At 63.3% G+C, this 18,733-nt stretch carries 14 protein-coding genes; 4 read left to right on the top strand and 10 right to left on the bottom strand.

From position 1 onward, the window contains the following. Positions 1 to 5 precede the first annotated feature (5 nt). The 10 genes from RGM2987_RS12580 to RGM2987_RS12535 form a co-directional block, all read right to left on the bottom strand. Positions 6 to 674, bottom strand: coding sequence for a DUF2491 family protein (locus tag RGM2987_RS12580; RefSeq protein WP_245141477.1), 669 nt, complete (start codon positions 672 to 674; stop codon positions 6 to 8). Beyond that, positions 661 to 1,695 carry an ion channel gene (locus RGM2987_RS12575; RefSeq protein ID WP_245141475.1) on the bottom strand — a complete coding sequence of 345 codons (1,035 nt, stop codon included), beginning with the start codon at positions 1,693 to 1,695 and terminating at the stop codon, positions 661 to 663. The genes RGM2987_RS12580 and RGM2987_RS12575 overlap by 14 nt, the downstream gene beginning before the upstream one ends. Positions 1,696 to 1,965: 270 nt before the next feature. Next, a complete protein-coding gene (locus tag RGM2987_RS12570) occupies positions 1,966 to 2,664 on the bottom strand; it encodes a PspA/IM30 family protein (RefSeq protein WP_245141473.1) in 699 nt (232 codons plus the stop codon). Between the two features lie 23 nt (positions 2,665 to 2,687). Beyond that, positions 2,688 to 3,269: a YjfI family protein gene (locus tag RGM2987_RS12565; RefSeq protein ID WP_245141471.1), complete on the bottom strand. Its 582-nt coding sequence runs from the start codon at positions 3,267 to 3,269 to the stop codon at positions 2,688 to 2,690. A gap of 361 nt (positions 3,270 to 3,630) precedes the next feature. Further along, a complete protein-coding gene (locus RGM2987_RS12560; protein WP_245141469.1) occupies positions 3,631 to 4,488 on the bottom strand; it encodes a DUF2135 domain-containing protein in 858 nt (285 codons plus the stop codon). Positions 4,489 to 4,491: 3 nt separating this feature from the next. Beyond that, the gene (locus RGM2987_RS12555) at positions 4,492 to 6,114 is read right to left on the bottom strand and encodes a DUF2300 domain-containing protein (protein WP_245141467.1); all 1,623 of its coding nucleotides are present in this window, start codon (positions 6,112 to 6,114) and stop codon (positions 4,492 to 4,494) included. A 1-nt stretch (position 6,115) separates the two neighbouring features. After that, positions 6,116 to 10,684 carry an alpha-2-macroglobulin gene (locus RGM2987_RS12550; protein ID WP_245141538.1) on the bottom strand — a complete coding sequence of 1,523 codons (4,569 nt, stop codon included), beginning with the start codon at positions 10,682 to 10,684 and terminating at the stop codon, positions 6,116 to 6,118. Beyond that, entirely contained in the window at positions 10,681 to 11,319 is a 639-nt protein-coding gene (locus tag RGM2987_RS12545; RefSeq protein WP_245141465.1) for a DUF1175 family protein, read from the bottom strand. The genes RGM2987_RS12550 and RGM2987_RS12545 overlap by 4 nt, the downstream gene beginning before the upstream one ends. Next, positions 11,316 to 13,025, bottom strand: a complete 1,710-nt coding sequence (locus RGM2987_RS12540) for a DUF2138 domain-containing protein (protein ID WP_245141462.1) — start codon at positions 13,023 to 13,025, stop codon at positions 11,316 to 11,318. The genes RGM2987_RS12545 and RGM2987_RS12540 overlap by 4 nt, the downstream gene beginning before the upstream one ends. 36 nt (positions 13,026 to 13,061) lie before the next feature. Next, positions 13,062 to 13,850, bottom strand: coding sequence for a DUF2135 domain-containing protein (locus RGM2987_RS12535; protein WP_245141458.1), 789 nt, complete (start codon positions 13,848 to 13,850; stop codon positions 13,062 to 13,064). A 270-nt stretch (positions 13,851 to 14,120) separates the two neighbouring features. Here RGM2987_RS12535 and RGM2987_RS12530 point away from each other — a divergent pair, with 270 nt between their 5' ends. The 4 genes from RGM2987_RS12530 to dxs all read left to right on the top strand — a co-directional run bounded on the left by RGM2987_RS12530 (position 14,121) and on the right by dxs (position 18,656). Continuing rightward, positions 14,121 to 15,257, top strand: a complete 1,137-nt coding sequence (locus RGM2987_RS12530; protein ID WP_245141456.1) for a Fic family protein — start codon at positions 14,121 to 14,123, stop codon at positions 15,255 to 15,257. Between the two features lie 259 nt (positions 15,258 to 15,516). Next, positions 15,517 to 15,759, top strand: coding sequence for an exodeoxyribonuclease VII small subunit (locus tag RGM2987_RS12525; protein ID WP_245141453.1), 243 nt, complete (start codon positions 15,517 to 15,519; stop codon positions 15,757 to 15,759). Then, positions 15,756 to 16,643: a (2E,6E)-farnesyl diphosphate synthase gene (ispA, locus tag RGM2987_RS12520; RefSeq protein ID WP_245141450.1), complete on the top strand. Its 888-nt coding sequence runs from the start codon at positions 15,756 to 15,758 to the stop codon at positions 16,641 to 16,643. Before RGM2987_RS12525 ends, ispA begins: the two co-directional genes overlap by 4 nt. Before the next feature lie 114 nt (positions 16,644 to 16,757). Continuing rightward, positions 16,758 to 18,656 (top strand): 1-deoxy-D-xylulose-5-phosphate synthase, encoded by a 1,899-nt coding sequence (gene dxs, locus RGM2987_RS12515; protein WP_245141448.1) that lies wholly within the window; start codon positions 16,758 to 16,760, stop codon positions 18,654 to 18,656. The last annotated feature ends 77 nt before the right edge of the window (positions 18,657 to 18,733 follow it).

The following is an 18,733-nucleotide window of genomic DNA, read 5'->3' as shown; positions in this document are numbered from 1 at the left end:
CTTGTTCAAAAAGTGTTCAGGTCAGTGGTGTACAGCGAAATGCCCAGCGACGTGCTCAAGCTGATGGTGCCTTCGGCGTCTTCTTCTACAGAGAACAGCAGGAACTCCCGGCGATCCGTCAGGCCGGTGTCGCGGGCGTACAGCATCGAACGGTGCTCGACGCTGTAGGATTCCTCGGGATTGCTCACGCGCTCGCTCAACGCCACCAGTTCGGTCTGGCCCGGCTCGGTGCCCCATTCCCGGTGGTATTCGACACCGTTGTGGGTGTAGGTCGGCAGGCCGATCAGGCTTTCAGGGCCGGCCAGGCGGCGCAGCTCGGCTTCGCTGTTGATGGTGACGTAGCTGAGGTAATTGAACAGGATCACCGACTCGACCTGGCCGACGATGTCGCCACTGGTGTGCACTTGCAGCCAGTAGTCTTCGTCATTCATGTAGCAACGCGACAGCCAGTTCGACTGCCCGAGGTCGACGACGCCCAGGGCCCAGACCTGCTGGGAACCGGGGATGACTACCGCGCTGTTGCCGTCGAGCAGCAATTTGAGCGTGGCATCGAACGTGACCTGCTTGCCGGAGGCCAGGCCCAGCGGCCCGACGACCGGCAAACTGTCGCTGGCGCTCGGGCTCTTGCTCGCATTCGGGGCTTCAAGCCCCATCAACTGTTTAAACCATCCCATTGGAGATTTCCTTGAGACGCGTGGAGGCGATGTAGAAGAGTTCGCCGCCCTCGACGCGAGTTGCGCCGGGCGGGTTGATCGACGGCTGTCGGGCGCCTTTGGCGCGATAGCCGATAAGCGTAGCGTTGTGTTGCGCTTTCATCCGGGTGTAGAGGTCGCCGAACGTCGCTTCAAATGTGTCGGGCAGTTTCATCAGGTACTGAGTGGCGCCTTGGCCGACGCAGAGCAGTTCGTTGATGACCACCGAGGAGCCCGGATCCTGGGAGGCTCGCACCAGCATTTCGATGGCCATGCTGGAGGTGCATTCCAGGCTCGGCGCGTAGGCACTGGCGAGGGCGGCGATTTCGCTGTCGTTGAAGTGGGCGACCACATGCCCGACCGGGCCCAGTTGGTTGACCGCCAGCACCGTAGCGAGGGTCAGGTCGTCGGAATGGGTGCGCACCAGGACCCGTTCGGCCCCCGGTACGCCGGCACGTTGCAAAAGCGCCACCGAGGACAGGCTCTCGCCCTTGATGAAGGTGGTCTTGCCGGGCATGGGGTTTTCTTCCAGATCGCAGTCGCAGATGACGATCAGGTTGTCATTGGACGTTTCGTCCTGGAGCAGCAATTCGATGACCCGCTCGCTGGACGCCCCTTCCCAACCGATGAGCACGGTGTGGCCGGTCTTGCCAGTGAAATCGCCTTTGCCCTTCATGCCTTTTCTCCATACATCGATGACGCTGCTGGTGGTTTTGCCGATGGCCGCCGTCAGCAGCGCAATGCCCCCGAGCATGACCCAGGTCGCCACGAAAATCCGTCCCGCCGCCGTTTGTGGCGCGAGGTCGCCGTAGCCGACGGTGAGCGTGGTGGTGAGATAGAAGTAAGTGAATGTGGCGGCAGCAATGAGGTGCTGCTCGCCCAGGAGCACCAGGCCGATCCAAGCCGTGGACAGGTGCACGCCCAGTGCAATGACCAGGCCCGCCCAGCCGAACCGATGGAAAAAGGACGCTGCGTAGGTGCGCAACAAAAGGAAGATCGACATTGCGTCCCTGACTCCGTGGGGCTTGGTTCCTGGTGGGTCACCGTGCTGATGTCTGAATGACATCGAATGCGCTGACCGGACAGCATTAAACCCGTTGCGCGGCGCAGATAAAAGTAGCTGCACAACAATTAGATCCGACAAACGTGTGCACCATTGTGGCGAGGGAGCTTGCTCCCGCTGGGACGCGGAGCGGCCCCAATCGAATGGGCCTGCTGCGCAGTCCAGCGGGAGCAAGCTCCCTCGCCACGGGTACTGCGAACGCTCGTCGGATTACTCCGCCGATTTTTTCTTCAACCGCTCCAGGATTGCATTGGCGCTGCCTTCGTTCGGCGTGATACCGGCCTCGCGCAGTTTGCGTTCCAGGTCGTTGCCGGTGGAGGCGTCGGCCAGTTCGTCCTGGGCTTGCAGTTCGGCGGCGCGTTGCTGCTGCTTGGCTTGCAGGCGGTTGAGGGTGCCGACGGCGGTTTCCAGCTTGCCATTGGCGCCGCCGCTGGCGATGGAGGCGCTGACCTGGGCTTTCTGCACGCTTTCACGGGCCTTGGCCATGTCCACTTGCTGGCGCAGGCTCTTGATACGGCTTTCGGCCTTGGTGATGTCCTTGCGCATGTTCTCGGCGTAGGTGCCGAACTCAGCCGCCTGCTTCTGCTCGACTTCCAGTTCGTTGGTCACGGTCGAAATGGCTTCGGCCACTTCCAGCGCCAGGTCTTCGCGGTTGGCCTGGATCGCGGCCAGGGCCTTGGACTCCAGGTCCTTGATCTTGGCGTTGTACTCACCAACGCGGTCGGTGGACAGCTTGTGCTTGGCCATGATGGTCACCAGCTCACGCTTGGCGCTTGCCAGCGCGCTGTCGGCGTCGCGGATTTCCTGGTCGAGGATGCGCAGGGCCTGTTGGTCGACAATCGATTCGCCGACTTCGTTGGCACCGCCACGCAGCGCGGTGAACAATTTGCTCCAGATGGACTGTGTCATTGGATAGGTTCCTGTTCGGCGAATTAGTTGAAGAAGCGTTCGAAGGCTTCGCTGGCGCGCTGGACGTTGTCGACGAGGGTTTTGACCTCGGTCACCACGTTGGTCAGGCTGGAGTCGGAGCTCAACGCGCCGAACATGTTGTAGACCACTTGCCCGTTGGGCATGGACTCGATGCCGATCGAGGACAGCGGGAACAGTTCCCGGCTGCGCAGGACCGCGTCGTTGAAAGCGGCGACATCGTTGATCGATTCGACATCCACCAGCACGGTGTCGACGATGATCTGGTCACCCACCACGGCGATGTAAATCGGCAAGCCACCGAAATCGTTCATTTCCAGCTTGATGCTGGACTCGGAGCCTTGGACGAGGGAAAGGGTGATGTCATTGGCAACCACTTCGTCCAGAGCCTGAAGGGCGCTGTAGAGGCGATCGATGTTCCAGTTATTACCTGCGCTCATGTAATCCTCCGACATGAATGAGCCAGCCAGAATCGGTTGGCGTAGCTGTTTCTCCATCTGCTTGAGCAGGCTTCGATTTTCGGGAAGCACCCAAGCCTCGTGTTTCACATACCCGGCGGCACTCAGGCCCGCGCGCATCTGCTTCATGTAGAAGCTCGACGGTTTCTTCGCGGCAGGTTTGGAGCGCTCTCCCTTAAGGCTCGTTGAATCGGTGACAGACCCATCAGGCAGGTCGGTCGGAGAGCTGGATTGCATGCTGCTGACCCCACTGTGAAAAACTCACGCGTGAGAGACACTACCCCTAATCTTCAGAGCCCACAATAGCTCACGCGTGAGATTTTTTTGCCACTCGCATCTGAATGGTAAAACCCTTGTGGACCGATGCTCGCATCGGCTCTTGTGGCGAGGGAGCTTGCTCCCGCTGGACTGCGCAGCAGGCCTATTCTTTTGGGGCCGCTTCGCGACCCAGCGGGAGCAAGCTCCCTCGCCACGGGGATGGTGGGCAGCCTTACGGATAGCTAAAGCTCTTGACCAACGTCAGCTCCCCCACCGCCCGCATCGGCACGACGAAGGTCTCCATCTTCTCGTTCGGGGTGCCTTCTTCGGTGATGATGGTGACTTGCGCGGTGGTCAGGGCTTGTTCGGGTTCCTGCCGACCGGCGCTTTCTTCGCCCTCTTCACCTCCTTCACTGTCCTCATCATCCGAGACATTGCGGTAACCGCCGCCGAAGTAGTTCACATACACCAGGTACTGGCCCTTGATCGGCGCCGGCATGGAAGCGATTTCCGGGCCGTAGCCGGTGGTGACGTCGATGTCGAGGGCGGCGCCGTTGGGGGCGACGCGGTCGCCGTACCAGACGTGGGCGCCATCCGGGGTGACGAGGTGCAGGTCGATGTCGGTGCCGTCGCTGTCCCAGGTCAGCAGTACCCGCAGCTTGGCCGGGGTGGCGCCGCCGCTGGTATTGAGAAACTGCGTGCGATGCCGGTGCTGGCCATCGGGGCTGCGCACTTCGACACTGTTGCTGCCGTTGGGGAACGAATATGGTCGGTCGAAACGCCCTTGGGCATCGAGCTTCAACGGCATGCTCATGCCGTTGACGATCAGCTTGCCCGGCTCTCTGCTGTCCTTGGGCGCCGCCTTGATCTGGCCGCGAATGCGGGCGGTGTCGGCCTGGCCCAGGGGCGTATTCACCGACGAGGCCGGATAGTTGACGGTCTGGCTGTAGTTCTCACCCTCGCCGCCCGGCGCACCGCTGCGCCAGCCGCCGATGGGGGTGTCGAGCTTGATGTTGTCGGCGGCGTAGGCCTGTGGCAACGCGGTCAGGGCGCAGAGCAACAGCAAGACCTGTGGATAACGGAGTGTCATGGTCTATTCCAGCAAGAGGTGACGGGCGAGCCCTTCGATATATTCTTCGTCCTGGCCATTGGGATGCGCTTCAAAGGCCAGGTGCAGGTATTCATGTGTCAGGTCGAGGCGGTCTTGCAGCGACAGCACGCCACGCACGTAGATGCGCTGGCGCTCGCGGTCGACATAGGGCCGGCCGAAGGCGACGCGGCAGACAGCGAAAGCGCTGATTTCGTTGTAGCCGACCTCGCTTTCCAGCCGCGAGCGCCAGCCACGTCGCTGTTTCAGCAGCCAATCCTGGGCGGCGGGCAACGCTTCGCAGGACGCCACCGGATTGTCCCAGCGGTTGAGGCTGGCGCGGGGGTAGGCGTGCAGCAGGATGGCGTCGTAACGCTGGCCGGCGTTGGCCTGTTCCACCGCTTGCAGCCAGGACAGCTTGTCGGGACCGGCCTGGTCGGAGTGATAGGTGACGTCGGTGCCGGCCAGCACCAGGTCGCTGGTCCAGGCGGCAATGGCGCGGGTTTCAGGCGCAGCCGGGCGAGGCGCGACGCGTTGGCGATGGCTGCTGTCGTCGATGCTCAGGCAGTCGCCATTGCGTTGGGCGTTTTGCAGCAGGTAAGTGCGAATCGCCACGGCCAGCGCCTTGGCGGCCTCGACCGGCTCTGCCTTCGCCTCGCGTTGCAGGACCCGGGCGACGTACTCTTCCCGATCCAGTCGCGCCACCAGTTTGCCGGGCGTCAGGAACAGCTCGCCATCGCTGTGGATACCCAGGCGGTTGCCGTTGCTGAATTCAACGCGGTAATCGCCGCGCAACTGACCTGGTGTGGCCGGACGCTCACCCGCCATCACCCGCTGCAACGGATAGCGGGCGAACAAGCCAACCTCGACGCAGCGCCCGGTTTCCGCCGGCCAGCGCGACGGCAATGCCGCTGCCAGGCCCTCTGCGTAGACCTTCAGGACCTGCTGACTGGTGCCTCGCCCACCCGCCCACACTGGGGTGCCGTCGGCCAGCCAACCGGCAAAACCTCCTTGGCGCGAAGCCGGCCCCTGGTCACCCAGCCAGCTCCAGGTCTTGACCCGCAAGCGGCTGCCCAATTCTCCGACCAGTCGCCCGTCCGCCGCGTTGAGGACCACGTCCAGCAGCACCCGGCGGGCCTGATCCTGGGCCGGCAAGGTTGCCAGCGCCTTGAGCAGTTCCGCGACCGGCACCTGGGTTTGAGGTTGCAAGGTCGACAGGTCCGCCAGCCACGTCGGCGCCTGACGGGCGGCCTGCCAGTAGTCGCGCCAGCTATTGGTCGTCAGGCCCAGGCGCTGCGGTTCGAAGTACAAGCCGCAGGATTTCACCAGCGCCTGATCGCGACCGATGCTTTGCCCGGCGTTGCAGCAATAGACCTCTTCTTTCGACTCACCGCGACACTCATAAGCCGGCTCGCGGGCATTGGTGTCCACCAGCCAGGCGTAGACAAACAGCTTCCACAGGCTGCCCAACGGCGCCTGCAATGAGTCAGGCAGCGGCTGGCGATCCAGCACCTGGGTTTGGCTCACTCGCAGCAACTGCCCGTCGAACGCCAGGCGCAACGGCTCGTCCTGCGCTGTCGCCAGCGCAGGGATCAAGCACAGCAACCACCCAACCCACCGCCTGCGCATGTCAGTTGACCGTCACCTGACCGAGCGCCGGTTTCTGTTCCCGCGCCTGGTTCTGCGGCGCGTAGACCTGGGTGAAGCGCACCGGCGGCAAGTTGAATTGTCCCTTTTGAGAGAAACGCACCAAGTGCCGCAGGCGCAGTTCGCCGCTCAGGGCATCCACCGGCACCGCGTAGGCCATCTGGCCCGGCTCGAAGCGGGCTTTCTCCAGGGACGTCGGCTCGCTGTCAGCCTTGCCAATCAACTGGATACCCCAAGTGGTGCGTTCCACATCGGCGCCCGGCGGCAACGGCACTTCCAGCATGCCGTAGCGCAGCGGCGTCGGTGCCTTGCTGTTGATGATCACTTCATCCAGGTACAGGGCATCGCTGGACAACGGCTTGTTGCCCACCGGTTCGAGCTTGAAGGTGAAGGCCTCGTCGCCCGGCACCAGTCGCGACAGGCGACGGGTGATGGACACTGCCATCGACGCCAGCGGCGGTTGCTGGCTCTGGAAGCTCAGCGCCGCTTGCAACGGACGTTCCTGCGCACCGCTCAGGGTCAGCAGGGTCGGGACCTGCGCGCCCTGCCATTGCCAGTAGGTTTCACCGGTCGGACCTTGCTTGGCTTTCCAGCCTTCGCCCGGCGCCAGGGTGACCGCCGGCGCGGCTTGCTCGATGCTGCGTTGCAACCAGCTCAGGGCCAGGGCACGTTCCAGGGTGGACTGCTGTGGCAAGACACGCTCCAGCAGGGCCTTGGCACGGGCCTGGTCGAAGGATTGCAACGACAGCAGCAAGGCTTCGGCGAACGGTTCGGAACTGACCGCCAGTTGCTGTTGCGCGGCATCCAGTTGGCGATTGAACGCGTCCGGCAGTGGCACTTTCACTTGCTTGGCCAGGGAAGCCGTCAACACGCGAGCGCTCGCCAGGCCAAGGGCCGAATCCGGCGCGTTGATGATCAGGCTGTCTTCGCCGCCGTCCATCACGCTCTCGGTGCCACCTGTGCCGGCCTTCGACAGGTCCTCCATCAAGCCGCTGAGCAAGGTGTTCACCGGCAGTTGCATCTGCTTGGCGAACGACAGGATCAGCGCACGTTGCAAGAGCGGCGTGTCACCGGCCTGCTTGGCGTAGGTTTCCAGCACCCGCTGCCAGTGCTCCGGCGGCAGGCTGACGTCCAGGGCCTTGCTGGTGTACCAGTCGGCGTAATAGGCGTAGGCGGTGAGGAACGCATCCGGCTCGCCATCCTGGCCCCACCAGGTGAAGGCGGCCGACGGACCGGCCATCTGCACCAGGCGCAAGCGGCTGTTCTGCATGATCAGGCGCAAGCGGTCGCGAACCTGCGGGTTCGACGCCAGGCTTGGGTAGGCGATGCTCAACGGCAGCAACTGGCTGGCAGTCTGCTCGACGCCACCGTAGGGGTAGCTGAGCAAGTCATCCAGGGCCGAACGGAACAGCGCTTGCGGGCTGTCGTCCAGGCGCAGGCGGATATCGCTGGCGTCGGCCGGCAAGGACAACGGCGTGTCACCGCTCGCCACGTCGAGACGCTGGCTCTGGGTGACTTGCCAACCGTTGCCGCTGGCGTTCAGGCGCACGGCCAGGGAGTCCTGGGTCTCACCGTTGACCTGCAACTGCACGCTCAGGTCACCGCTGGCCAGCGCCAGGGCCGGCAACGCCACGTAGTTGATGCCGTTTTTCAGCTGCGCCACCACCCGTTGTTCGGTGCCGGCGTAACGGATCAGCAGCTCAGTCGCCACTGGCTTCTCGGACTGACTGAAGGCGAACAGGCCCAGTTGCGGCTTGTCACCACTGCGGAAACGGGTCGGGCCGCTCCACTTCAGGTACAGCGGTTTTTCGGAACGGATGAATTGTTTCTTCTGCCCGACCTGGCCGTCATCGGAGATGGCCCGGGCGGTGATGCGCCAGCGGGTCAGGGAGTCCGGCATCTTGAAGGTGAAGCGCGCCTTGCCATTGGCGTCGGTCATCAACTCCGGTTGCCAGGCGGCGGTGTCGACGTCTTCACGGCGTGGTCGCTCCAGCACCTTGACCCCGCGCTCGCTGCGGTTGGCCTTGCCCGGTGCGCCAGGGCTGCCCGGCAGGGCCACGTCGTAGCTGATGAACGACAGGCTGGCGCTGGTACGCACGTTGTTGCGGCGCGGGTGGTAGAAGAACTGGTCAATGGTCGGCGCCACTTCCGGTTGCAACGCGTAGACCATTTCGTCGACGACGCTGACGGTCAGGTGCGCCGGGATCGCCTTGCCGGCGAACTGGGTGCTCAGGTCCACGGTGACCGTGTCGCCCGGCCGGTAGGTGGCTTTGTCGGTGACCACAGCGACGTCGACCTGCGGCGCCACGACTTTGATACCGGCGTTCTGGAAGCTGTATTGACCGCCCTTGGTATACAGCACCGAGAAGGTCATGTTCGGCGCAAAAGCGTCTTTCACCGAGATGCGTGCGCGGTATTGAGTGTCGCTGAGTTTTTCCATTTTCAGCCAGTCGCCGCCCTTGGACAGCAGCGCCGTGGCCTCGACTTTGTCCCGCTCCAGGGACAGCAGCGCATCGCTGACCGGCTCCGGGAAGGTGATCAGTGCCAGGGCTTCGTCACCGGCCTTGTATTCGGCTTTGTCGAGGACGATCTCGACGGTGCCCGGCACGGCCTTGATGCCGTCGCCCGTCACCGAGTGACCGGCGGCGCCGATGACCCGGCCGTGATCGTCCTTGAGGGTCAGGTTGTAGGTGCCGGGACGCTCGAAGGCGACACTGAAACCCTTGTCCTTGGCCGTCAGCTTGCCTTCGCCAGTGCTCTGGTCTTCCAGCCGTACCCAGGCGTAGCTGGCCGGTGTCACGGCTTTGCTTTGTTCGCTGGCACCTTCGTTGCTGTAGCTGAACGCAACCTTCTCGCCGGTAGCGCTGAAGCGCTGGCGGGCGCTCAGGCGGAAGTTCGCCGCGCCACGGTCGATGAGGATTTCCTTGGTGGTCTTGACCCGATACGCCGCGCCATCGCTGGCAAACACGGTGAGCGTGTAGCGACTCGGTTTGTCGGCAGCGGGCAGGTCAAGCGTGGCGTTGCCCTTGTCATCGGTGGTCACTTCGCTGCTGGTCAGCTCGACCGGGAATTGCCCCAGGTATTGCAGCTCGTTGTCCACCATCGACAGTTGCTGGGCCCGCAGGCTCAGGCTCACGGTAGCGTTGACCACCGGCTTGCCGTCCGGGTACAGCAACACCAGGTTGCCTTTGACCGGCTCGCCAGTGCGGTAATCCTGCTTGGCCAGGTTCAAGGCGATCTCGAAGTGCGGCTTGATGTACTCGGCCACGCGGAAGGCGCTGCTGTAGAGCTGGTCTTTGTAGCTGAAGCGCAGTTCGTAGCCGCCGGCCACGGCGTTTTCCGGCAGTTGGAAACGGCCCTGGGTGCCGGCCTTGGAATCGAGCTTCAAGGCCAGGTTCTGCAGCACGGTGCCGGTGGCATCCAGCACGCTGACATTCACGTCGGCGGCAGCCGGTTGCACCGAATCACGGGCGTTCTTGAATTCACGGCCGACGATCTTCAGCGACACCCAATCCCCCGGCCGGTACAGCGGCCGGTCGGTGAAGGCGTAGAGCTTGGTGTCGTAGATCTCGCTGTCGTAGTAGAAGTTTTCCGAGACGAATACCCCACCCTCCTCGTCCTCGCCGATGACGAACGAACGCTCCGGGCTAACGTGCTTGAGGCGCAACAGGCCGTCTTCGTCGGTGGCACCGCTGCTCATCACGCCCAGGCCGTCGGTCCACAGCACATTGACCTTGGGCACCGAACGACCTTCATGCTTGCGCGCGGTCCAGACCATCAACTCGTCGCCGGCAATCTTGCTCACGGCCACGGTGTTGGAGACGAAGACCATGGTGGTCGCCCGGTATTTGCCGATCAGCGCTTCAACCAGGTACAGGCCCGGCTTGAGCTGGCCCAGTGGCACGTAGACGTTGCCCGGCGCGACGCTGACGAACTCACTGGACGAACCGGCCAGGTTGACGCCTGCCGGCGGCTGGATCGGCTTGGCCTGCCACAGTGGATAACGGAACTGGCTGACCACCGGCAGGCCCGGGATCAAGGCGAACTGCGCCGGTGCGTCGTACGGAGTCGGTGCCACCAGGGCATCACCGACTTTCAGCTCCGGGACTTCTTCGGTGACTTGCTGGCGGGACTCGTAAGAGAACGCCCGCTGCATCACCCGGCGCGACTTGCGATACCAGTTGTCCCACAGGTACGCGAGGGTGTTTGACAGGCCTTCGCCCTTGAACTGGCCGTCGCTGACCACGCGGTGCAGGTTCTTCTGGCGCTTGAGGAAATCCAGCGGTTTGTCGATGCGATAGACGCGGATATCGGCGCCGCCATAGGGTTCCATGCGGAACCGGCGGTAGTCGCGGCCCGGCGCTTCGAGGCGGACCATGGCCTGCTCGTCGCTGGCAAAGCTGCTGTCGGCCAGCAGGAAGAAGCTTTCACCGGACACCGGCGTGTAGCCGCTGGGCTCCACCGTGTCTTCGGCGTTGACGACAGGTGCCAGCAACAAGGCCAGCAGCAGGGGGAGTTTCGAACACAAGCGCAGCATGCGGGCACCGGTCATTGGGAGAGAAAGTTGAGTCGATAGACGCCGATGAAGTTGGGGTTGGCTGCGTCGGGTATCCATCGGGTGTCCTTCCAGTTCATGAGTTGTTGCAGGCTTGCGGAGCGCATGCCGTTGTCGGTAGGGGTTGTGGTGCCGGTGTGATAGGCGATGTAGCGGCCCATCCAGATCATCAGGTGCTGGTCGTCGCCCTGGTCGAAGAACATCAGGTCGCCGGGACGCGCCTGGGCGACGTCGCGGCCCACCAGGCGACTGTTGAACTGGATCAGCTTGATGGCGTTGACATAAGGCCCGACCTTGCCGCCGCCCTGCTGCCATTGCTGGGCCAGGCGCCGTTGTTCGTCAGTCAGCGACGATTCGGGCGGCAGGTAGCGGTTGGACAAGCCATTGCTGCGCAGCCACTTTTCATCGTGGACCTTCAGCGCTTCGTTGGCGGCAAAGCGCACCAGCCCGGCACAATCCTGCTGATACCAGCGCGGGCTCGGGCCTCGGGTCAGTTGCTCTTCGGCAATGCGCACGAACCAGGCGCGAAAGACCTGGGATTGCTGCACGTCCAGCTCCGGCGCCTCGACGGCAAACGCCCGGCCGCCCAGCAACAATGCCAGCAGTCCCAGGTTGCGGATCAGTCCTGTCACAGCGCTTTCCATTCCAGCGGCAGCCACTGCCAATGACCGTCCGGCTCGCTGCCTTCAGGCAAGGTCAGGGCGTACTTACCGTAGCCGCCGAGGGTCCGCAGTTTCGGGATCAGGTAGGTTTGCGCGGCGTTGTAGAACACCGGCTCCATGTCCTGGGGCAAGCTGTCGAGGGTTTCACGTTGCATCAGTTGCGCCATGGAGTCCGGGCCGAAGTAGATCGGCATCAGCACGTCCTTGGGCACCACGTCGGCCATCGGCGGGAAACGCTTGTCGAGGGTGCCGAGGGCCTTGTCCACCAGCTTGTCGTCCAGGGAAAACAGCAAGGTCGAACCGTGACGCGCCAGGCTGACCCGCAGGAATGCCTTGCCGGTGATGGCGTCGGGTTGCAACGAATCCTTGGCCAGGTACGGGCCAAAGTTCGAGCTCACCTGGCGCTGCCACTGGTGCATCGCGCCTTCCTGCTTTTCAACCACCGGGAATGCGTGTTCGGCGACGTTGTTCTCGTAGGCTCCGACCATCGAGCCGAACAGTTTGCCCAGGTCGGCGTCGAGCTTGCCGTCGCTGTCGTTCAGGCTTGCCACCAGCAGCGGCGTATACAGGCGCGAGTCGGCATACCAGCACAGGCCCGCTGCGCCGGCCACGTGCTCGACCATGGCCTGGGCAGCCTTTTCGTCGGCGCCGAGTTTGACCAGCAGCGGTTTCTGCGGTTCGGCGGCCAGAGGCAAGGCTACGCAAGCGCTGGCGCCCATGGGCATGGCTTGCCAGATCGGCTTGAAGTCGAAGTCTGGCTGGTTTTCCAGCTCGTCCATCGCCAGGAAGCTGTGCCAGCCCTTGTCGTCCATGTCGAAGCGCAGCCCGGCGAAATTCGGGATGAACCGCTGGTAGCCCATGGCGAGCACATTGGCGTTGACCGAAATGCGCTGCTTGACCTCCGGCGCCTTGGGCGGCAGGCCGAAGGCTTCGGGGAACAGTTTGTCGCCGTTGAGCAGGGCGGCCAGGGCGGTGGTCGACACGCTGCCGCGCTCTTCCGATGGGCCATTGGCCGGGTCGTAGAGTTTGGCCGGGTTGGACAACACCACCAGTTTGTCGCCATGGGAGGCGAAGACCAGGGATTTGCTGGCGTTGTAGCTAAGCTGGTACAGCGTCACGTCATCGCCGCCGACCCGCAGGTCGCTGAGCTTGCTCAACTGCGTATCGTCCAGCGCGACTTTCGCCAGCGGCTCCAGCACCTTGGCCAGTCCGCCGCGATCCATCACCAGCAGGAAGTCCTTGAGACGACCATCGGCCCCGCGCCACAGCGCCACGTCGGCCGGCTGGTCGAGCAGTTCTTCGATCAGGCTGTCCTGCAACTTGAGGTCATGCTCGTAGATGATCCGGCGCAGGCTGCCCATCAACCCGAGGCGGTCGGCGTGGGTTTCGTAATAGAAGACGAAATCCTCGGTGAGCGTGGCCTTGAGGAACGGCACCGCCAACAGGTCCTTGGGCAATTGGCTCAGGGAGTGGGCTTCGAGCAGGCCGTCAGGGCGGCTCAGGCCGAGTTTTTCCAGCGCCAGCTCCGAGGGTGGCGCCTTGGGTTTGTGCATGAACCAGCCCAGGCCGGCGGCGACACCGGCCACCAGGCACAGCCCGATCAGCAGCGCCGGCCAGCGGCGCGCAGGTTTAGCGACAGGTGTCGGCGTGGTCGGGGAAGCAGTGTTGTCGCTCATATTCACAAGGGCCTATTCATCCGTGGAGCGGAGTACTTAATAGTTGAAGGTCTTGACCAGCAGCAGATCGCCAATGGCGCGCAGCGGCACGACGAAGGTCTCGCGTTTTTCATCGACGGTGTTTTCATTGAGCACCAGGTTGATCTGCGAGGTGATCACCTCGTTCTGGTTGCTGGTTTCGTCGAAGTTGTACCCGCCGTCGCCGTAGTTGCCCCAATAGTTCACGTAGACCAGGTAGGTGCCGTGCATCGGCGCAGTCATGGTGAACATCTCGGGGCCGGGGCCATCGACGCCATCCGGGTCGAGGCCGCCGCCGTTGCTCAGCGCCGGCTGGCCGAAGAACGCATGTTGGCCGTCCGGTGTGACGATATGCAGGTCGAGCTCGGCCTTGGGATCATCCCAGCCGAGCACCACGCGGATTTGCGCCGGGGTGCGCAGGTTGTTGGCTTCATAGAACTGCACCCGCTTGAGGGACTTGCCCTCGGAGCTGCGCACCTCGACGCTGTTGGAGCCGGCGCCGAACGCATACGGCCGGGCGAAACGCCCTTGCTCGTCGGTATAAAGATTGAGTGGATTGCCGTTGACCGCCAGGCTGTGGGGTTGGCGCATCGTGCCCATGGCCTTGATCTGGCCCTCGATCATTGTGCGATTGCGCTGCACGCCACGGTCGATGGGCGGCGTGGGATAGGCAACCTGGGGATTTTCGCTGCGATCGAGCAAGCCGTTGAAGCGCCAGCCACCGACCGGCTCAGACAGCTCGGCCGAAGGCTCGGCCCACGCTTGGGACGCGCTCAGCAACACGATCAACAATGAAAGAAAACGCACGTCTGCCTCCTGCCATGCACAACGCAACCCGGCGCCCTTCCTCGGCGCTTGTTTGTCATTATTCGGGTTTCGTCTGAAGGCCCCGTTACAAAGGGGCTGTAGATGGCGCGAAGATTAGCGATTCGGCAAATTATTCACAATCGGGGAACTCGCGAATCTGTGTGGGAAATCACGTACTGAGGGTGGTGTGAGCCGAATAGGACGGTTATTCGGCTCATCAAATGAGCCGAATAGCGCTATTATTCGGCTCATCCGTCTTTGGGCACGCTCATGGCAACTTACTGGATCTGGCAACAACCCGACTGGCCCGCCTTTCGCTGGCAAGCTGAAGCGCTGGCACCTCTGCTGCGTGAATGCGTGCAGGTACAGGGCCAGTTATTGGGAATGACTGGCGCGGTCACGGCCTCGCTCAGCGCCCAAAACGAGCTGGATGCATTGCTACAAAATATCGTGACCTCTTCGGCGATTGAAGGTGAACAACTGAATGTAGGCTCCGTGCGCTCATCACTGGCCCGGCGCCTGGGCCTCGAACAGGCTGACGACAGCCCGGTCAGCCAACGCAGCGAAGGCCTGGCCAACCTGTTGCTGGACGCCACCCGACATGTCGATCAACCGCTGACCCTGGAGCGACTGCTTGAGTGGCACGCATGGTTGTTTCCAGATGCGGAACGTGACCTTGCTCACCGACAGATCCGCGTGGGCACGCTGCGCGGCGATGAGCCGATGCAGGTGGTCTCGGGCCGACTGGATCGTCCAACCGTTCATTTCCAGGCACCACCACGACAAGGTTTGGAGCAACAACTGCAGGCCTTCATCAACTGGTTCGAGGCCAGTCGTGATCAAGCTGACCTCGATCCGCTACTGCGTGCCGGCATTGCTCATTTCTGGTTTGTCACCCTGCATCCGTTTGACGATGGTAATGGCCGCCTGACCCGAACCCTCACCGACTTGGCACTGGCCCAGGGGGAAGCCCAGGCAATCCGTTTCCATGCCATGTCTGCAAGCATTCTGGAGGACCGGTCCGGTTACTATCGGATTCTGGAAACCAGTCAGAAAGCCACGCTGGACATTACCCCTTGGCTGGACTGGTTTCTGCAAACCCTGCGACGCAGCTTTCAACAGGCCATCACCCGGATCGAGAAGGTACTTGGCAAGGCGAGGTTCTGGCAGGTTCATCGCGCCAGCGCCCTGTCGTCTGAGCAAATCAAAGTGTTGAACCGAATGCTCGACGGTGGCGAGAAAGGCTTCGAGGGTGGCATCAGCGCGGCCCAGTACCAAGCAGTAGCAAAAGTCTCCAAGGCCACGGCGACCCGACATCTGGCAGAGCTGCTGGAAAAAGGCTGCCTGGAGCGAATGCCTGGCGGAGGCCGCAGCACGCGGTATCGGATCAGCTATCCGACTGGATGAACACACCGTGGCGAGGGGATTTATCCCCGTTGGGCTGCGTAGCAGCCCCAGAACAACCACTGCGTAGATCAGGTAAGTGAGGTGAGCATTACTTGCGACTACTTCGCAGTCGAGCGGGGCGGTGCGACGTTTCGCTAAATCCTCTCGCCACAGGTTCGGAGCGTCCAGATTCAGATGATTTGTCCCCGCCCCTGATTTGCCCCAAAACCCCATGTCTGCTAGTGTCGCGCCGGTTTAACAGTCAACCGGAATAGCCGCCATGGCCCGCAAAAAAGCTGCACTGGATTTCGAACAATCTCTGGCCGACCTGCAAGCGCTGGTCGAACGGCTGGAGAACGGCGAATTGTCGCTGGAAGACTCGCTGACCGCCTTCGAGCAGGGTATCGGCTTGACTCGCGACTGCCAGGCGGCGCTGGCCCAGGCCGAGCAGAAGGTGCAGTTGCTGCTTGAGCGCGACGGTGAGTTGAGCGAAGAGCCTTTCGACGCGGAACAGCCTGAATGATCGACGCTTATCAGGCCAGCAGCCAGGCCCGGGTCAATGCTGCGCTGGACACCCTTTTCACCGCCCCGAGCCCGGAGCTGGGGCGCTTGTACGAGGCCATGCGCTACAGCGTGATGAACGGCGGCAAGCGCGTACGTCCACTGCTCGCCTACGCCGCGTGCGAAGCCTTGGGCGGTGCGGCCGAACAGGCCAACGGCGCGGCCTGCGCGGTGGAGCTGATCCACGCTTATTCGCTGGTTCACGATGACCTGCCGGCCATGGACGATGACGACCTGCGTCGCGGCCAGCCGACCACCCACAAAAAATTCGACGAAGCCTGCGCGATCCTCGCCGGCGACGGCTTGCAGAGCCTGGCCTTCAGCGCCCTGCTGGATCCGGCCCTGAGCGATTGCCCGGTGCAGATCCGCCTGGACATGGTCAGCGCCCTGGCCGTGGCGGCTGGCCCCGCCGGGATGGTCGGCGGCCAGGCCATCGACCTCGGCTCGGTGGGGCTGAAGCTGGACCAGGACGCCTTGGAATACATGCACCGGCACAAGACCGGCGCGTTGATCGAGGCCAGCGTGCGCCTCGGCGCCCTCGCCAGCGGCCGGGCCACTGCCCAAACGCTGCAAGCCTTGCAGAGCTATGCCCGGGCCATTGGCCTGGCGTTCCAGGTGCAGGACGACATCCTCGACGTCGAAAGCGATACCCAGACCCTGGGCAAACGCCAGGGCGCCGACATCGCGCGGGACAAACCGACCTACCCGGCCCTGCTTGGCCTGGACGCCGCGAAAACCTACGCCCTGGAGCTGCGCGACCAGGCCCTGGCCGCGCTGCGACCCTTTGACGCGGCAGCCGAACCGTTGCGTGATCTGGCGCGATATATCGTCGAACGACGCAGTTGATCGGGGGTCAACCCCTGTAGACAGCGTATCGGCCAAGTTCCGGCCAACGCGTGGGCAGCTTGCGATGCATAAGGTAAACTGCCGCCTCTTTCTATACCTATAACGATTCGCCTGATGCCCACGACGTTTCAAGAGATTCCCCGCAAGCGCCCGACCACGCCCCTGCTGGACCGCGCCAACACACCGGACGGCCTGCGTCGCCTGGGTGAAGCCGAGCTGGAAACCCTGGCCGATGAGTTGCGCCTGGAGCTGCTCTACACGGTCGGCCAGACCGGTGGGCACTTCGGCGCGGGCCTGGGCGTCATCGAGCTGACGATCGCGTTGCATTACGTGTTCGACACCCCGGACGACCGGCTGGTGTGGGACGTCGGGCACCAGGCCTATCCGCACAAGATCCTCACCGGCCGTCGCGAGCGCATGGGCACGCTGCGCCAGAAGGACGGTATCGCCGCCTTCCCGCGCCGCTCCGAGAGCGAGTACGACACCTTTGGCGTCGGTCACTCCAGCACCTCCATCAGCGCCGCCCTGGGCATGGCGATTGCCGCTCGCCTGCAAAACAGCGAGCGCAAGGCGATTGCGGTGATCGGCGATGGCGCACTGACCGCCGGCATGGCCTTCGAGGCACTGAACCACGCGCCGGAAGTCAACGCCAACATGCTGGTGATCCTCAACGACAACGACATGTCGATCTCACGCAACGTCGGCGGACTGTCCAACTACCTGGCGAAGATCCTCTCCAGCCGCACCTACGCCAGCATGCGCGAAGGCAGCAAGAAAGTGCTGTCACGCCTGCCCGGCGCCTGGGAAATCGCCCGCCGCACCGAGGAATATGCCAAGGGCATGCTGGTGCCTGGCACGCTGTTCGAAGAATTGGGCTGGAACTACATCGGCCCGATCGACGGCCACGACCTGCCGACGCTGATCGCCACCCTGCGCAACATGCGCGATCTCAAGGGCCCGCAATTCCTGCACGTGGTGACCAAGAAAGGCAAGGGCTTCGCCCCGGCGGAAGTCGACCCCATTGGTTACCACGCCATCACCAAGCTCGAACCGCTGGATGCTCCCGCCGCCGCGCCGAAAAAGGCCGGTGGGCCGAAGTATTCCGGCGTGTTCGGCCAGTGGCTGTGCGACATGGCCGCTGCCGACCCGCGCCTGGTGGGCATCACCCCGGCCATGAAAGAAGGCTCGGACCTGGTAGCCTTCAGCGAACGCTACCCGCAGCGCTACTTCGACGTGGCGATTGCCGAGCAGCACGCCGTGACGCTCGCCGCCGGCATGGCCTGCGAAGGCGCCAAACCGGTGGTGGCAATCTACTCGACCTTCCTGCAACGCGGCTATGACCAGCTGGTGCACGACGTGGCGGTGCAGAACCTCGACGTGCTGTTCGCCATCGACCGCGCAGGCCTGGTGGGCGAAGACGGCCCGACCCACGCCGGCAGCTTTGACCTGTCATTCCTGCGCTGCATCCCCGGCATGCTGGTGATGACCCCGAGCGACGAGAACGAGCTGCGCAAAATGCTCACCACCGGTCACCTGTTCAATGGCCCGGCGGCGGTGCGCTACCCACGCGGCACCGGTCCGAACGCGACCATCGAGCCTGGCCTGGAGCCGATTGAAATCGGCAAGGGCGTGATCCGCCGCCAAGGCAAGCAGACCGCCCTGCTGGTGTTCGGCGTACAGTTGGCCGAAGCCCTGAAAGTCGCCGAGACCCTGGACGCCACCGTGGTGGACATGCGTTTCGTCAAACCCCTGGACGAAGCGCTGGTGCGCGAAATTGCCGGCAGCCATGAACTGCTGGTGACCATCGAAGAAAACGCCATCATGGGCGGCGCTGGCGCAGCGGTGAGCGAATTCCTGGCTCGCGACAATATCCTCAAGCCAGTGCTGCACCTTGGGCTGCCGGATATCTACGTCGAACACGCCAAGCCGGCGCAGATGCTGGCTGAATGCGGGTTGGATGAAGCCGGAATCGAAGCGTCGGTGCGCCAGCGGTTGCAACTGCTGGGCCTCTGACTTTCCAAACACCGCAGACTCCTTGTGGGAGCGGGCTTGCTCGCGAAGGCGGATTGTCACTCAACATCAGTGTCGAC

The sequence above is a fragment of the Pseudomonas sp. RGM2987 genome, assembly GCF_022952855.1.
Taxonomy (GTDB): Bacteria; Pseudomonadota; Gammaproteobacteria; order Pseudomonadales; family Pseudomonadaceae; genus Aquipseudomonas.
Note: the sequence above shows the minus strand (reverse complement) of the source record. Positions and strands in the feature narration are given on the sequence as shown.

What these genes read in the sequence shown, in the direction of transcription:
- RGM2987_RS12580 (WP_245141477.1), bottom strand. Translation starts at nt 674, where the DNA reads ATGGGATGGTTTAAACAGTTGATGGGGCTTGAAGCCCCGAATGCGAGC.
- RGM2987_RS12575 (WP_245141475.1), bottom strand. Translation starts at nt 1,695, where the DNA reads ATGTCGATCTTCCTTTTGTTGCGCACCTACGCAGCGTCCTTTTTCCAT.
- RGM2987_RS12570 (WP_245141473.1), bottom strand. Translation starts at nt 2,664, where the DNA reads ATGACACAGTCCATCTGGAGCAAATTGTTCACCGCGCTGCGTGGCGGT.
- RGM2987_RS12565 (WP_245141471.1), bottom strand. Translation starts at nt 3,269, where the DNA reads ATGAAGCAGATGCGCGCGGGCCTGAGTGCCGCCGGGTATGTGAAACAC.
- RGM2987_RS12560 (WP_245141469.1), bottom strand. Translation starts at nt 4,488, where the DNA reads ATGACACTCCGTTATCCACAGGTCTTGCTGTTGCTCTGCGCCCTGACC.
- RGM2987_RS12555 (WP_245141467.1), bottom strand. Translation starts at nt 6,114, where the DNA reads ATGCGCAGGCGGTGGGTTGGGTGGTTGCTGTGCTTGATCCCTGCGCTG.
- RGM2987_RS12550 (WP_245141538.1), bottom strand. Translation starts at nt 10,684, where the DNA reads ATGACCGGTGCCCGCATGCTGCGCTTGTGTTCGAAACTCCCCCTGCTG.
- RGM2987_RS12540 (WP_245141462.1), bottom strand. Translation starts at nt 13,025, where the DNA reads ATGAGCGACAACACTGCTTCCCCGACCACGCCGACACCTGTCGCTAAA.
- RGM2987_RS12530 (WP_245141456.1), top strand. Translation starts at nt 14,121, where the DNA reads ATGGCAACTTACTGGATCTGGCAACAACCCGACTGGCCCGCCTTTCGC.
- RGM2987_RS12525 (WP_245141453.1), top strand. Translation starts at nt 15,517, where the DNA reads ATGGCCCGCAAAAAAGCTGCACTGGATTTCGAACAATCTCTGGCCGAC.
- ispA (WP_245141450.1), top strand. Translation starts at nt 15,756, where the DNA reads ATGATCGACGCTTATCAGGCCAGCAGCCAGGCCCGGGTCAATGCTGCG.
- dxs (WP_245141448.1), top strand. Translation starts at nt 16,758, where the DNA reads ATGCCCACGACGTTTCAAGAGATTCCCCGCAAGCGCCCGACCACGCCC.